The organism is Blautia acetigignens, from assembly GCF_025566865.1.
GTDB lineage: Bacteria > Bacillota > Clostridia > Lachnospirales > Lachnospiraceae > Blautia_A > Blautia_A acetigignens.
Window position 1 is genome coordinate 101,380 of record NZ_JAOQJM010000008.1, and the last position, 15,267, is coordinate 116,646.

Annotated in this window: 10 protein-coding genes; all 10 read right to left on the reverse strand. The window is 44.2% G+C overall.

Going from position 1 to position 15,267, the window contains the following annotated elements; genetic code table 11:
* Positions 1-289: 289 nt before the first annotated feature.
* The 10 genes from OCV70_RS11295 to OCV70_RS11340 all read right to left on the reverse strand — a co-directional run bounded on the left by OCV70_RS11295 (position 290) and on the right by OCV70_RS11340 (position 15,266).
* On the reverse strand, positions 290-499 hold the full coding sequence (locus OCV70_RS11295; protein ID WP_021924311.1) for a sigma factor-like helix-turn-helix DNA-binding protein: 210 nt from the start codon (positions 497-499) through the stop codon (positions 290-292).
* 5 nt (positions 500-504) lie between these two features.
* Positions 505-1,011, reverse strand: a complete 507-nt coding sequence (locus tag OCV70_RS11300) for a hypothetical protein (RefSeq protein WP_021924310.1) — start codon at positions 1,009-1,011, stop codon at positions 505-507.
* 363 nt (positions 1,012-1,374) lie between these two features.
* Entirely contained in the window at positions 1,375-2,904 is a 1,530-nt protein-coding gene (locus OCV70_RS11305; RefSeq protein ID WP_173767726.1) for a DUF1593 domain-containing protein, read from the reverse strand.
* A 141-nt stretch (positions 2,905-3,045) separates the two neighbouring features.
* Positions 3,046-4,566: an ABC transporter substrate-binding protein gene (locus OCV70_RS11310; RefSeq protein WP_173767724.1), complete on the reverse strand. Its 1,521-nt coding sequence runs from the start codon at positions 4,564-4,566 to the stop codon at positions 3,046-3,048.
* Entirely contained in the window at positions 4,563-5,354 is a 792-nt protein-coding gene (locus OCV70_RS11315) for a response regulator transcription factor (protein ID WP_173767722.1), read from the reverse strand. Before OCV70_RS11315 ends, OCV70_RS11310 begins: the two co-directional genes overlap by 4 nt.
* 70 nt (positions 5,355-5,424) lie before the next feature.
* Positions 5,425-7,125 carry a sensor histidine kinase gene (locus OCV70_RS11320; protein ID WP_173767720.1) on the reverse strand — a complete coding sequence of 567 codons (1,701 nt, stop codon included), beginning with the start codon at positions 7,123-7,125 and terminating at the stop codon, positions 5,425-5,427.
* Between the two features lie 99 nt (positions 7,126-7,224).
* Positions 7,225-8,835, reverse strand: coding sequence for a DUF1593 domain-containing protein (locus OCV70_RS11325; RefSeq protein WP_173767718.1), 1,611 nt, complete (start codon positions 8,833-8,835; stop codon positions 7,225-7,227).
* A 159-nt stretch (positions 8,836-8,994) separates the two neighbouring features.
* Entirely contained in the window at positions 8,995-10,953 is a 1,959-nt protein-coding gene (locus OCV70_RS11330; RefSeq protein ID WP_173767716.1) for an alpha-L-rhamnosidase-related protein, read from the reverse strand.
* Positions 10,954-11,109: 156 nt separating this feature from the next.
* Positions 11,110-12,168, reverse strand: coding sequence for an alpha/beta hydrolase (locus tag OCV70_RS11335; RefSeq protein ID WP_173767714.1), 1,059 nt, complete (start codon positions 12,166-12,168; stop codon positions 11,110-11,112).
* Between the two features lie 62 nt (positions 12,169-12,230).
* Entirely contained in the window at positions 12,231-15,266 is a 3,036-nt protein-coding gene (locus OCV70_RS11340) for a beta-glucosidase (RefSeq protein WP_173767712.1), read from the reverse strand.
* Between the last annotated feature and the right edge of the window lies 1 nt (position 15,267).

Consider the following 15,267-nt stretch of genomic DNA (forward strand, 5'->3'; position numbering starts at 1 on the left):
ATCTGCTTACGCAGACACCACTAAATCTGAAAGCCGATTTACTCCATTCTTAATCTGACTACAGTGTACCGTATTTCCCCGCCCCTGTGGCATGAAAAACGCGAACAGTACTTTTTTATACGCTAACTACCGACAGGAAATTTAGATTCAAAATTCATTTATCTATTTTGTACAAATTAGGTATCCTGTTTTTGTGCAAAACAATGAGGATGAAGATTTCCTCCATCCTCAGCATTAATATTCTTTTTAAATATGCAAAAAGCGGAAAGCAGTATTAATTATACACACTCTATTTTTGTGCAGCTGGCGTCAATCCCGCACACCATCTTTTCACTGTTTTCAGTGGTATTTCTAACATATCTGCGATTTCCGCCTGCGGATAGCCTTTTGAAAACATTCTGGATACCACTCTGCGATTTTTTTCGGCTTGCTGTTTCTTCATCTCTTCTCTCGCCTCATCCGCATACATCTGCATTGCTCCGTCCCATGCTTTACACACGTCTCTCACCTCCACGATTCCATCATTTCCTGCAGTTTTTTCTTACTTTGCCAACGCGTTTCTCCCAGGTAAAGAACCTGATGGAAAACCGGCACCAATGGACGCCTTTTTCTGTGTTTTCCTCTTTTCCTGTTTCTCTTCCGGGATTTCAGCTGATCCGTATATTCTACACCGTCATATGTAAAACATCTTACTGGCATTTCATAGTTCGCCCTGCTTTCGGCTTCACAGGCCAGAAGCACTCTGCATCCTGGCTTATCATACAGGCGGAGAAAGTCCCGTTCCCTTTCCAGATATATAAATTTTACGCCGTTTTCATCCGAACTCTTTCTCTTATGTGTACTGCTGCCAATAGTCTGCAATTGGCATGAAACCCGTTTTTTCCTTTGTACTTCTTTCAAATAAGACGCTTCTATAATCTGCTTCCCTGCAAATAAAGTACCATTTACAAGGTCTGCGAAACGCTCATTATCCCTTAAATACTCCTGTAGTCCCTGGTCTTTTACACCCAAGTGCACCACCTTCTTTATTCTGCTTATTTCACAGGAATTATTTGCCGAACGGCCTGAATAAAATAGAAAACTCCTGAGATGTAAAATAAGCGTAGCATAAAGTACCGGGAGACGCAAGAACTTTATAAACCTTTAAGAGTTTGTATATCAATTATATTATTTTCATCTTATTTTTGCAACACAAAACACTATTTTTTAACATCCTTTACAGAAAAAGTCCGGCTGATTACTCGGCACGAAATAAGCAAGAACTTCGGCTTTGCAGAATTTTCTATTTCATAAAAAAATAGCATCAGCCAGCTCCCTAACCAATGCTATTTCTTTATATCCAATTTCTTTATATCCTATTTCTTCATATTCTTTTTATTCCACCGTCACAATCACTCTCTGATAAGCTACCGGATTGGTTCCGCCGCCGTCTACGCCTTCCATGATAATATGGATAGTGTCACCGGATTTGGCGTCTTCCGGAATTGTAAAAGTAGCTGTCTCCTGGTTTTCACCTGATGCTGTCACCTCAATGGCAACCGGATTTCCATCCTCATCTTCAGCTTCCTCATAAGTATCTCCATATGGATAATGATACCAACGGAAGGTTGTAGTATCACCATCCGGATCCACTGCAGTTCCGTTTAACGTAATCTCGTCTCCAGCTTTCGCAGTCAGATCGATTCCCTCTTCCACAGAAACCTCTGGCAGATGATTAGCATCCTCATACTTGTCGGTCACGCACCATTTCGCTCTCATGGCAAAATCACTCTGGATTGCGGCAATCCACTGCGCGATTCCCTTCTCATTCCCCTTGGCAGCCTGGTACAGACGCACATCCGGATTTTCATCATTCTCCTTCAGGGCGTATCTACCGTCCCATCCGCCATAAGACAAATCCTCAAGGCTGCGAAGCCCGTTAGGAATGGTCACAAACCATGCCGGGGAATCTCCCTCAGAAAGGAAATCATACTGCTCGTAAGCATGTCCAACCCAGAGCGTGTCATCTCCAAGAAGTGCCTCATTGGTACCATACTGATCGGTATCTGCTTCTCCTTCCAGATATGTGCCGTCACCCCAGGTCACATATTTATCCATCAGCGCACCAAGATTCTGCTCAATATTCTCCTTCATCCATGCACTGCTCAGTTTTTCTCTGGACTCATCGGAAAGCTCCTCAAGAGTCGCCCATCTGTAACCATATGCAAGAGTAGAACCAGAAACATCTACCATACGCATAGATGGCCAGTTCGGCTGAATATAGTTCAGATAGCAGTCATCCTGCATTCCCCATGCAAAAAGAATCACCTTTTCACAGATACGGTTGTAAAGCTCCTCCCAGCCATCCTGGTCTTTATACTCTTCCTCAATAGACATCAGCGCTCTTGCCACGGTATTGGCACCACCGCCAACCTCGATATAAAGGGGTCTGTCATCCTCTGCCAGAATCCGCTCTTTCACCAACTCTGATCCTTCTGTCTCCTCGGAAGTATCACTTACGTTTTTAATATTTCCCACTTTTGTGATGGCACGAAGATCATCCGGGGAAGGATAGTCCTCATCATGTATCTTCAGATTGTCATAAACCTCTGCATACGCATCCAGAAATTCATACATCCAGTCAGTTCCCATCCATCTAAGGGATTCTGTAGTATCATCCCCACTGTAATGCAGTTTGGAACTGGTCTGTACGATTCCCTCCAGATCAATGTCGTTAGAATAAAGCAGCGTATGAATTAATGTGTTCATATCGTCCACTTCCCCGTCCTGTGTAACCAGAAGACGAGGCTTTCCCTCTGTTTTCGGAAGTGCCGTAGCAGAATCCGCCGCAAAAACAGACGCAGGCAAACTCATAGTTCCAATAATAGTTCCAATCAGTACTGACAGCCATTTTTTCTTATGCATAATATTCTCCTTCTAAAAAAATTTACCCAGTTATCTTCTGCATTTTACCTTTACTTTACCACAACAAACATTTTTATGTTGTCCAATAATGACCAGATTTTTATCCAAAAATGACTTTTACATTTCCCATATGCAATGCCGTCACTCTTTCTCCTGCTCCTTCAGCCACACACCCAGCTGTCGTCTGTTTTCCTCAATAATTTTTTCCATCCCAGCCTCATCCAGTGCCTCCAGAAACTGATTCAGTGTCTTATCCGCATCCTCTGTCATTCCCGTTTCCAGCACCGGACGGTACTCATTCACCACTCTGGAAACCGCATCCACCTCCGCTGCAACCTGATCTGTCTGAAACACATAACCAAGTGTCCTGGACGGTTCGGAATCCTCAGAATAATTTTTCATGAAATCCCGCCAATCTGTGCCATTTTCTCCAAACTGATACACCTGGTCACTGTCTCCATAACAGGTAAAATAGCTGGAATACCCTACACTGCTGTTATCCTTGCCTTCTGGATATGCAATAGTCTTTTCCCCTGTTTTTACATAATCCGTTCCCTCTCTGCCATTCTGCAGAAGATTTGCCAGATCACTGTTTGTATAAATCAGGTTCAGCAATTCCATAGCCTTTTCCGGATTTTTGCAGGAGCTGGTAATTCCCCAGGTAAACTCCTGCACAAGAGAAGTGGTTGTCCGGTTAGGCGTCATTGCCACCAAAACTTCATCGAAATCCAGGCTCTTTTTACTGACCAGATGAAGGGTTCCCGTGGACACGCTTGTCCATTGCAAAAACATTTCCCCTTCATTAAACATAGACTGCGCATCCACGCCGCTGTACAAAGAATCTTCCGGTATATATCCCTCATCCCGCCACAGCTTTATTGTCCGGCAAAAATCACGGTATTCCTCAGAAGCATATGCATTCACAATTTCCGTACTATTCAGCGGGTTAAAAATCACACCATAATTCATATCCCCGCCCAAATCCTCCACGTCAAACAAAGAAGTAAAGGCAGACGAATCCACATTCCCTGCATTGCCGAAAGAAATCAGATAAACGCCCGTGTTCTTTTCCTTCAGCTGCCTTCCGATTTCTGTAAGATCCTGCAGTTCCAATTGTTCTGGAACCTCTATATGATATTTCTCCGCAAGATCCTTGTTATAACCAATTCCAGATGCCCTGCCCGGATTCAGATTTGCACACACAGCATACACTTTGCCATTTAAAGAGGTAACCTTCAGAAGCTCTCCTTCTTTTTCCTGAAGATCTTTGCCGTATTTATCCAGAAGATCATTTAACTCTATCAAAGTGCCGTCTGCTGCCAGATCAGACAGTGATGTGGTAGTTCCTGTATTCACCAGATCCAGCTGCTGAATCCCCATTTTGGCTTTCTTCAGCATATTGGCATGATCTCCGATGAAGCAGTTTACGATTTTCACTTTACAGGAAATCGCCGGAACTGTAATTTCGTTGATCAGTTCTTCTACTGCCTCTGTGTCCGGATATTTCGCGCCCAGCGTCAGATTTTCGATGGCAATCTCACAAACTTCATCTGCTTCCCCATTTTCCAGCGGGGAAATCGTTTCTCTGTCCTGGCACCCCCAAAGCACTGCCGCACTCAAAAGTGCCAGCCCGGCACCCGCCAGTATTTTTCCTTTTCTCATAGATCTGATGCCTTTCTGAATTCCCTGGGCGTCATGCTAAAAGTTTTCTTAAACAATTTTATAAAATACCCGGAACTTGCATATCCCAGTTTTTCTGAAACGATTTCATTGTTCCAGTCTGTGTTTCGAAGCAGTTCTTTTGCTTTTTCCATGCGGCAGTTTGTAACATATTCCAGCACAGAAATCCCGGTTCTTTTCTTAAACAGCCGCATCATATACTGAGCATTCAGCGCTGCATAATCCGCAATTTCCGTGACAGTCAACGTCTCAGAAAAATGTTCCTGGATATAGGGAAGCACTTTCCCGTCAATAATATTCTGCTGCCCTTCCGGAAAAGAAGTTTTCATTGTATCTGGAAAAAGCTTTTTCTCTTTTTCGTCCTTCTGGAATTTTTTCTGTATTTTTTCAACAGCTTTTTCCAGAACTGCTGTCATTTCATCTGTATCAAGAGGCTTGATCAGATAATCGCTGCACCCAATCTGCATGGCTTTCCGCATAAATTTATAATCTGGATAACAGGTGAGAATAATACATTCTATATTTTCGTCATTCAGATCTGCTTTTTCCCTTACGCTTGAAATAAATTCAAGTCCACTTTCCCCAGGCATTTCAATGTCACAGAGAATCAGGGAAATCATTTCCTCTTTCATGATTTCTCGGGCCTGAACCGCATTGTACGCTCCGAAGGTTTCCGCAACGCCAAGGTCCTTCCAGTCAATCCCATCCTGAAGTGTTTTCACACACTGTTCTTCATCGTCTACAAGCAATGCTTTGATTTCCATTTCCATATTTTTGGCACTCCTCGCTCTATATATATCACTGCCTCTTTTGCAATAACTGCACAATCATGATTTGATATTATGTTTCCTTCTGCTTCTGTAAATCCAGCAGAATGTCTACCACTGCACCAGATGGCTCCTGATTATAAATATGGATCACACACTTATCTCCATAAATTAGTTTCAGCCTTGCCACCGAATTTCGGATTCCTACACCCAATTCTTCTGAAACAATTCCTTTCTCAAGAAACTCCTCCACTGCATCCAGGCTGTCATCTGAAAATCCGGTACCATTATCCTTTACCTGAATGAGAATCTGGAATTCTTCCAGCTGTTTTACATTTACCTCAATCTTTGTCAGCTCTCCAGGCTTCAGACCATGCTTTATGGCATTTCCCACAAAGCTTTCTATAATAAACGGCGGAATGGGCACAATCTTCATTGCCGCTTCGCAGTTTACCTCATAGTCGAACCCATTAGGGTAACGCATTTTCTGCAGTCTCAGATAGTCCTGAATGTGTTCCAGTTCCTGTCCCAGCTGCACGTATCTGGAATTTACATTCACAACATAACGGTAATATCCAGAGGTCAGGCGAATCAGCTGCTTTGTTGTTTTCACATCATTTTCACTGTAATTATAAATGGTATTCAATGTATTCAGAATAAAATGGGGCTGGATCTGACGGCTCAAATACTGTAATTCTGTTTCTTTTCCAGCCAGACGGTCTTCATATATCTGGATCTTCAGGTTTTTGATATGATCCATGAGAAAATTAAACTCCTGAATCACTGCATCGAATTCCCGGCTGCAGTTCGACAGCTCCGGTATCCTGTAATCCAGATCACCTTTCTGGATAATATCCATACTTTTCTGAAGGTACGCCATAGGGGTCAGGATCCATAAATATAGGCAAATTCCGTACACCGCAAACAGTAATATAAAGACTGCAGCAAACACTGCAATTTCTCCTCCAACTGCTGGAAGCTGGCTTTCCAATGCCTGTTTTTTGATTTCTTTCACAAGATAAAAATCTGCCAGCTCACTGATGGTTCCAGCATAATACCAGCTGTCTTGTTTCTGGTCTTTATAAAGATTTTCTCCAAAAGACAGCCAGGTTTCTTTCTCCTCATCCGGCACCATCACCTGTCCATTTTCATCGCAGATCAGATATTTTTCTGCGCCTTCTCCATCTTGGAAATTCCCGGAGCTTTGCTGCAGATCTGCTGCAATATTTTCGTAAGAACTCCAGGCACCAATATAATAATTGTTGTAATCCAGCATGAAAAATAAATAAGCTTTTTCGCCGCACCATACTGTACTCCACTGGCTAAACCGGGATATGTAATCTTTGCTTTGCACCTGTTCTTTTACAAAATCCGAGACCTGAATGTCCTTCATATAATTATAAAAAACATCATTTTCCGGATAATATACAAACACAGTAAACCCGGAATCCATATCTGCTGTCTGACTGTTGATTTTTTCCAGAACTCTCTGGTTCGCAAGCCAGAATTCCGAGTCCTTTTCCTTCGCTGATGCAATATGCCGGAAATCCCCATCATCCATTACCAGATTGATCAGGCTGTTTCTCAGGAATTTCAGCTGTGTATCAATTCCTGACATTTCGATTTCCACGTCGGACTGCAATTGGTTTATTTTTTCATTTCTCGCAGACTCTCTTTCCCGGATTCCTGTAAAAAGAAGCGCTGCGATCACTGGAACCGCAATGCACATGGTTACCAGAAAAAGCCTGACATTCAGAGATATTCGTTCTTTCAATTTTGGAAACTCCTGTAAAAAATAAATTCGTGGTACACTGCCTGTTCACATTGTACCACGAATTTGAGATGTTCAGTTATTCAAATTAAAAATGCTCACTCAGGCAACCGTCACCATAACCTGCGCATATCTTGTCATCACTGCATCCGCATTGTCCTGAACTCTTAAGGTAAGGCAGAAGCAGTCACCGGAAGCTGCGTCCTCCGGGATAGTAAAGGAACCTTCTGCGCTATCTGCTGTCCAGTTATAAATTGTTTCATCTTTTCCGCTGTATACACAGCCTGTTGGCTCTGTACTCCAGGTTGCTGTACAATCATCCCCGTCAGGATCACTGACTGCTGCCGCAAAGGAAACAGTCTCTCCCGGTGCCGCGGTAAAATCTTTTTCGTCCATTTCTACAACCGGCGCATGGTTGCAGTTTTCATAGGTATTTACACACCAGTCAGCACGTGCAGCCCATTCAAGCTGGAAATCCAACAGGTATGGATTATATTTCTCAATATTGTTTGTCTCCGGATTTACATACTGTCCGGGAACTACACCGCCGGATAATGTAGACGGGTATCCCGCATCCTCTCCGCTGGCTGTGTAATAAGAATATCTTCCGCCATAGCTTCCGAAGGCACCATTTTCAAAACCACGGAGTCCGCAGGAATACAGACCGATAATGCTGGAGCTGTCGCCCTCCGCAATAAAGTCATAATCGTTATATTCTTTCTCGTAAACGATATTGGTTTCCCCGAACTGATACTTATCTTCTTCATTTTCAAGATGCTGTCCGTCATTGACCAGTTTGTACACTCCCATCAGAGAACCGTGATCAAACTTGATATTCTCTTTCAACCAGTCAGCCTGGAATGTGTAAAGTGCATCTGCCTGTCCGTTGATTGCTGTTGAATATCCCGCATATCCGCAATTGCCAGATGCCATTACAAGATCCGGATATTTGTCTGCGATATAGTCTGTGAATGTAAAGTCCTGTCCGTTTCCGCTTATAAGGACCTTGTCACACACCTTCTGATAAATTTCATCCCACTGGTCTGTCTCTGAATATTCATCATAGATGGAAAGCAGCGCTCTTGCCACGGTGTTAAAGCCGCCCCAGGAAAGAATGTAAAGGCTTCTTTCATCATCATCCAGAATTGCCTCTTTGATCAGATCAGAGCCTTCTGTATCTTCCCTCACATCTCCCTCAAACTGCACATTTCCGATTTTGGTAATGCTGGTCAGATATTCCGGGGTAGGATAACCTTCCGCATTCTGAGACAGATATTCATAGGCTTCTGCATATTCATTGTTCCAGAGATTGGAAAGCCAGTCAAGCGGCTGCGCACGGAACTCAGTCATATCCAGAGCTCCTTCTTCCCGGTTCTGGATGTGGTCCATTACCTCTCCCTGGGTATGCTCGCCGTCTCCGGTAAAGTGGCAGAAAGATCCGGACACCACGATTCCAGCCAGATCAATTTCATTAAAAAACAGACTCTGGTGAATAAAGGAATTCATATCATCCACTTCCAGGTCAGAAGTAATGATAACCCTTGGTTTTCCATCCTCTCCCAAACGGATTTTTCTCTCCTGCGGAGTTGTAATGACTTTTCTCTCTGCCAGCTGCTCATCAATAGGCTTTACGATTCTTCCTGCCTGTGCCTGCACACTTGTGCCAACCAGCATAACACCGGTCAAAAACAATGCTATTATCTTTTTCTTCATATTCAATGTCCTCCTTTTACCGCTGCGGTAATCCTGCTGACCAGGAATCTTTCCCTTTGCGGTAAAAAGCATAGCATATGTTTTTTTCTGCATGTTACCCGATTATGACCAATTTATCGCTCGAAACTGACTTTTTCCAGGTTCAAAACGGCTCAAATATTACAGGCTTGTTTCCAGTTTCCTGCACTCCCCATTCACCTTCAGCACACCGCCCTCGGCGTTTGTCTCTACCTTCAGGTCTTTTCCGTCCCAGGTAAGGTGAACCTGGCCGTCTGCTACAGGGAGGGTGCAGTCGAAACTGTCGAAGAACTCAGTGTGAGGCTCCAGCTCGAATGCCTTTCCGCCAACTGCGGTGAACTTCAGGCCCATAAAATATTTCGCCAGGAAATAGATGGGGCTTGCGGCCCAGGCGTGGCAGAGGCTCTTGCCGAAGCGGTCGCCGTACATGTCATACTGCTCTTCCACAGGCGCCTTGGGGTCGAACTCTTCCCAGAAGGTTACCGCGCCGCGTTCCAGCATACCGCCCCAGTAGCTGCGCATTTTATTCAGCACGAACTCCAGATTTCCGGTCTGGCAAAGCATATCTAGTTCAAAGAAATTGAAGTACGGTGTGGTAATCGCCGGAATGGCATCATTCTTAATCACGTTCTCCAGAATCTTCTCCTGTTCTTCTGCTGTTGCAATATGGAACAGAATCGCAAAAATGTTGGCATGGCGGGTCACATTTCTCTTGCCGGATTCAAAGGAATCAATAAATGCGCCCTTCTCCTGATCCCAGTAGAATTTACGGATCTGGCTGATCAGCTTCTCATATTTCTCAGTGTATTCCGGATTTTTCTCCCCAAGGGCATCACTTACCTTCGCCATAGCCTGCCAGCATGCAGCAAACAGCATCTGCTCTGCGCAAAGGGCGCCTGTCTTGTCCATGTCTGCCCAGTCAATGTAGATCCAGTCATTCTCTCTTCCCACAAGGAAACCGTTCTCATCCAGCTGTCCCTCACAGAACTCCATAAGAGAGCACATTTTCGGATAAACCTGACGCACGAATTCCAGATCTCCGTACACTTCATAATGATAGAGCACGCCCAGAACCCAGAACAGGGAATAGTCCATAATGGTATTGATATGTCTGGTCATTGGATCATTTCCGCGAAGTGCCAGAAGGGTTCTCTGGTCAATATCCGGGTCTGCCAGCAGATACTGGTTTACGAAAAAGCTCTGATAAGCATCGCCGGACCAGATCCATTTGTCACGCTTCACGCCATCCAGGAAAAAGATTCCGCTGCAGAGACGGAAGGTATGCTCTGCCACATCCCAGATTTTGTTCAGCTTCTCATCATTGCTCTTAAAGGAAGCACGCTTCGGGAAATCCACATACTGATAAAATGCGGTAATCTCCACATCCTCAGCCTTGCAGTCTGGGATAAACGCAAAACGTACTGCACAGCATGGGCATCTCTTTGTAACCGGATCCGGCTGCCAGCTGTAATAGCAATGCTCCAGATCAAGAGCCTCATCCTCAGACTCTCCGCAGAAAACCTCATAAACCTTATCGCTGCCCTTTTTGTCATTTACATAAACAGCTGCAGTCAGCTCTGTCTCAAACTCAACCAGCACACCGCCGTTTACCTCTGTAATGTTTACAGGCTTGCACTCTTTTTCTGTGTATTCCCAAACAGTTGGATCCTGCTCCGGCTTGGTGAAATACTTGCATACCCCAACCGGAACTGCAGGCTGGGAATAATCCTCAGCAGTCCAGGACTTGTCAGAATGAATCACCTCACCCTGCACATAAGCGCATGGAAAAGCCTCTACACAGCCTGCATGAATGGAAATTCTCACCTTTCCGGGACCTGCTGTGATCTTCTTTCCAAATGGATATTTCTTCTCTCCGTTTTCCCAGGTTACCAGTACGTGGCCCACTGCATTGGAAAATACGGTAAAGCTAGTCTCCTGCTCCAGTTCATAAACGCGGCGAAGAGCCACACGGTTGCGGAAGCCCTCGCTCTTCCAGAATGCCGGCCAGCCAAAGCCTCTCTCCACACGGCTGAAATTCTGCTTCATTGCATGATATAATTCAAAATCTCCCGGATACCAGATCCAAAATGTGTTTTCCATTTTCATTTCCTCCAGATTTATTTGATCGTTAAATTACTTTCTGCAAATTTATATCTTCTTACATTGTAAAATGAAACCTGGAAAAAAGCTACAGCATCCCACGCTCAAAACCCTACAGATTACGTTCAGGCGGTATCCGATTCTGAATTTCCAATTCTATTTCTTAAAGAAAACAAGCAATGAATTATACAAATCTGCAATCCAGCAGTTATAGGCATGACCGCCTCCATCAAACACCACCCACGCCACATTTTTATCCAGGGAAAAGCGATCCGGCATTTTTTCCAGAACTTCATTCAGAAATTCTTCGTGATTTTCCAGGGAAAAATCCTCTGTTCCGTTTCCATTGTACCAATACTTAAAATCACAATTCCTATATTCCTCTGACTCCAGAATCTCCTTAAACGCTTCCACATCTGCCCATGCACCGGAGTAAGAGCCAATATAAGCAAACAGATCTGCACAGTGCATCATTCCGGAATTCACTGTTGTCTTTGATCCCCTTGACAATCCTGCAAATCCTCGGTGATCTCTTGTCTTTTGAAGCTTCGCCTCGCTTACATCTTTTCCTGCATAAGTGGAATAGGTGGATTCTACCAGAGGAATAATATCGTTTCGCAGCTCTTTCCAGAAATACATAGGCCACTGGTCCGCATAAGGATCCTTCTCATTATTAAACAGTTCCATTGGATCCATTTTCCGGTACCCCATCTCTTCTGTTGGAGAATAGTACGTTGGGGAAACCACAATCACAGGTTCACACTCTCCTGCTTCTATCATATTGTCCAGCATATTGCAGGTCACCTTTCCGGTGGAACTATCTCCAATCCAGTAATCCTCGAAGCCTCCGGTTCCATGAAGCAGATAAAGTATGTCATATTCCTGATTTTCATCATATCCGTATGGAAGATATACATTCACAGATTTCTCAAGCATAATATTGCTTTCTCCTGTGACCGCCTCCAGTGCATAGGAATGACAGGTATATGTCAATGTTTCGACTGTCCCCTGTTCCTTACATTCTTCCGCATATGAAGGATCCAGCGGAAGGCTTGTAATAAAGCCTCCTACCCCCGGATTTACAGTACTTTCCTTTGCACAGTCCTGCTCCCAGACAGTGCTTTCCTCTTTAGTATCCTGTGCCAGAACGGTGCTTCCCCCTGCAAAAAGAAGCAGAAAAAACAGAGAATGTCTCAATAGTTTCTTTGTCTTCATATGTCTCCTTTCCAAAAGAGGCCAGCGCATTATCTGCGCCAGCCTCTCATTATAAACCGATTTTATTTCGCAGCGTTTTCAGCTTCTGCTGCTTTCATTTTCTTTCTCTTAAGAAGAGCACGTACCAGTACAAGAATTGCAATCACGCCGATTACAGCACCAGCTGTTACATTGACCTTCATGAAGAGCTTATCCATATTGGATTTTCCGCCAACCGGATTCTCATCTCCTGCATATGCACCACTGTTTACAATTGTATACATGATGTTTTTGCATGCGTTGCGCATTGCCAGTGTTCCTGTTGCGCTCTGATTCGGGAACTGATTGGATGCTGCATTGCCATATCCAAGCATCAGGTCATTTCCGTTTCTTACACAGTTCTCGGAAATCATGTATCCATAGGATCCGTCATAGTCTGTGATTGCCATGCCACGGAATCCCCACTCATCACGAAGAACGGTCTGAAGCAGGTCAGAGTTTGCACAAGCCGGAACGCTTCCAAGCCAGTTATAAGATGTCATCACAGCCATAGAGCCGCCCTCTAAGCCTTTAATACAAATTTCAAACGGTTTCAGGTAGATTTCTCTCATTGCCTGCTCAGAAACAAAGGTAAGCAGGAAGGATTCACGGTTTGTCTCCTGATCGTTTACTGCGAAGTGCTTAACATATGGATATACACCCTTGCTTACTGCACCATTTACCTGGTTCATAGCCAGATATCCGGCAAGTACGCCGTCCTCTGAATAATACTCGAAGTTACGTCCTGCAAATGCGGAACGATGTGTGTTCATAGCAGGTCCGTACCATCCATAGTTCTTAACATCTGAGAACTCCTGACCCATAGATTCTCCAACCTCACGGGCAAGCTCTTTGTTCCAGGTCTGTGCAAGCAGTACCTCTGTCGGGTAAGAAGTACCATAGGTCTTGGTTACGAAGTTGTTCAGACCGGCAGGTCCGTCACAGTCAGATGTTGCGATCTTACCAACAGATGTAACCTCTGCGGTCTGCCATCCACCAACATTGATCATGGTAGCCATATCTTCGTAAGTAAGCTGATCGAGAAGCTCATCCCATTTTGCGTCATCATAATCCACGCCTCTCAGATCGAAGAGGGTAAGACCATTGTCAGCACCAAGAGTCGGCATCTTATCATCTGCGTTGTCATATTTGGTGCTGTCATAAATACCAAATGTGTTTGCTTCTACTTCTGCGCGAAGCTCATCAGACATCTGTGCTGCTTCTGCTGTAGGTGCAGCCCAGGAAGCTCCGGCATTCTTGAAGCCGTCTGCTCTGGAAAGCTGGATGAAGTCACCCTGTGTATAATCTTCAAATACGTTTACCGGAGCAGTCTTGTCTGTAGAACGTCCCTCTGTGCTGTAATCGATGTCCTCGTCTACTGTAAAGGTTTCTTCTGCAATTACAGTATGGGAATCAGAACGAACAGAAATTGTATATTCGCCTGCCTCCAGGATATATCCGCCGCCAGCTACTTTGATCTCACTGGAGTCATAGGAAGCCATGTCCTCTTTTGCAATCTCAAAGGAAAGTGTCTGGGATTTTCCAGGCTCCAGTGTTTCTGTTTTCTCAAACTGAACAAGGTTTACAGATGCTTTTTCAATACCACCGTTTGTGTACGGAGGAGTATAATAAACTTCTACTACATCTTTTCCGGCAACATCGCCTGTATTGGTTACTTCAACATCAAAGGAAACGGTATCTCCATTGTCCTTGAAGTTTGTCATTGTCTTATCAAAAGTTGTGTAGCTTAAACCATATCCAAATGGATACTGCACGCTGCTTTCGTAGTCAATCAGACCTTCCTCGGCAGCTGTTTCATAGAATTTATAACCAACATAAATTCCCTCTACATAATTTACGAAAGAAACATTTCCCTTGTAGGAAGAATCTGCTGCAAGTGCCTGTGCTTTCAGATCATCTACGTTTGTGTATGGGAAGTTTCCGATATTGTTAATGTAGTGTGTGGAAAGCAGATTCTTAACATAAGTGTCTGCTGTTTTTCCGGATGGGTTTACAGTACCGTTCAGGATTTCACCAAGTGCTGTGAAACCAGTCTCTCCGGCTCCAGGAGCAAGGATAACAGATTTGATCTGCTCATAGTTATCAACCCAGCCAAGCTCCATTGTATTGTTTGCATTGATTACAACGATTACATTGTCAAATTCGGAGCAAACCTTTTCAATCAGCTGTTCTTCTGTTACAGAAGGCTCCAGATAAGATTCGCCCTCTTCGAAATCATCATAAGAACCGTTGTTTGTATAGGTTGCATTCATGTAACGCCAGTTTGCAGGTGCATTGGAGGTTGCAAGTCCCTGATTGTAAGTGCCGTTGATAACAGCGCTCATGTTGGTAGGAAGGTCTGCACCCTCACCGCCAGGACGTCCAAGTACAACCATTGCGGTATCAGAGAAGTCTTTTGCTTCGTTCATGATATCGTCTGTGTAATGCTTCATATTTGGCTCCGGCAGTGACCAGTCCTGAGCGGACATGGAAATAGTCGGACGCTCTGCACAGTATTCTGTGTACATATTGGAAAGTGTTTCATTTGTTTTATAGCCTGCATCCTGAAGAGACTGCAGAATGCTCACGTTTCCATCAGAATGAGATCCGGCAGAACCGGTTCCGCCATAAATCGGGCAGGTGGAATCCCAGCCAAATACATTCAGGTTTGTTACATCAGAAGATAACGGAAGAAGACCATCGTTCTTTACAAGAACCATACCTTCTTCTCCTACTTTTTCAATTGTGTCTTTGCTCTGCTGGATTGTCTCCTCAGAGAATTCTGCTTTTGATGCATTCAGGAAACCTGAAACGTTTGCATACATCGGACCATAGCAAATGGAATTCACAATGATCAGGATAGCAGTAAGAAATGCCATGAATGCTTCAAGACGAACTGCACAGCGAAATCCCTTTTTCGCAAAGTGAGCAAGGAACATCACAGCTACCAATACAACAACTGCGGCAATAATTGCATAAATATAGCCTTCCAGCTGTGTAAGGTAAGAGATGAGATCCGCTTCACTGACACCGAGATTGTACAGGGTTGGTCCAAGAAGCTTTACTAATAAATCAACCATT

What these genes read in the sequence shown, in the direction of transcription:
- OCV70_RS11325 (WP_173767718.1), bottom strand. Translation starts at nt 8,835, where the DNA reads ATGAAGAAAAAGATAATAGCATTGTTTTTGACCGGTGTTATGCTGGTT.
- OCV70_RS11330 (WP_173767716.1), bottom strand. Translation starts at nt 10,953, where the DNA reads ATGGAAAACACATTTTGGATCTGGTATCCGGGAGATTTTGAATTATAT.
- OCV70_RS11315 (WP_173767722.1), bottom strand. Translation starts at nt 5,354, where the DNA reads ATGGAAATGGAAATCAAAGCATTGCTTGTAGACGATGAAGAACAGTGT.
- OCV70_RS11305 (WP_173767726.1), bottom strand. Translation starts at nt 2,904, where the DNA reads ATGCATAAGAAAAAATGGCTGTCAGTACTGATTGGAACTATTATTGGA.
- OCV70_RS11340 (WP_173767712.1), bottom strand. Translation starts at nt 15,266, where the DNA reads ATGGTTGATTTATTAGTAAAGCTTCTTGGACCAACCCTGTACAATCTC.
- OCV70_RS11335 (WP_173767714.1), bottom strand. Translation starts at nt 12,168, where the DNA reads ATGAAGACAAAGAAACTATTGAGACATTCTCTGTTTTTTCTGCTTCTT.
- OCV70_RS11310 (WP_173767724.1), bottom strand. Translation starts at nt 4,566, where the DNA reads ATGAGAAAAGGAAAAATACTGGCGGGTGCCGGGCTGGCACTTTTGAGT.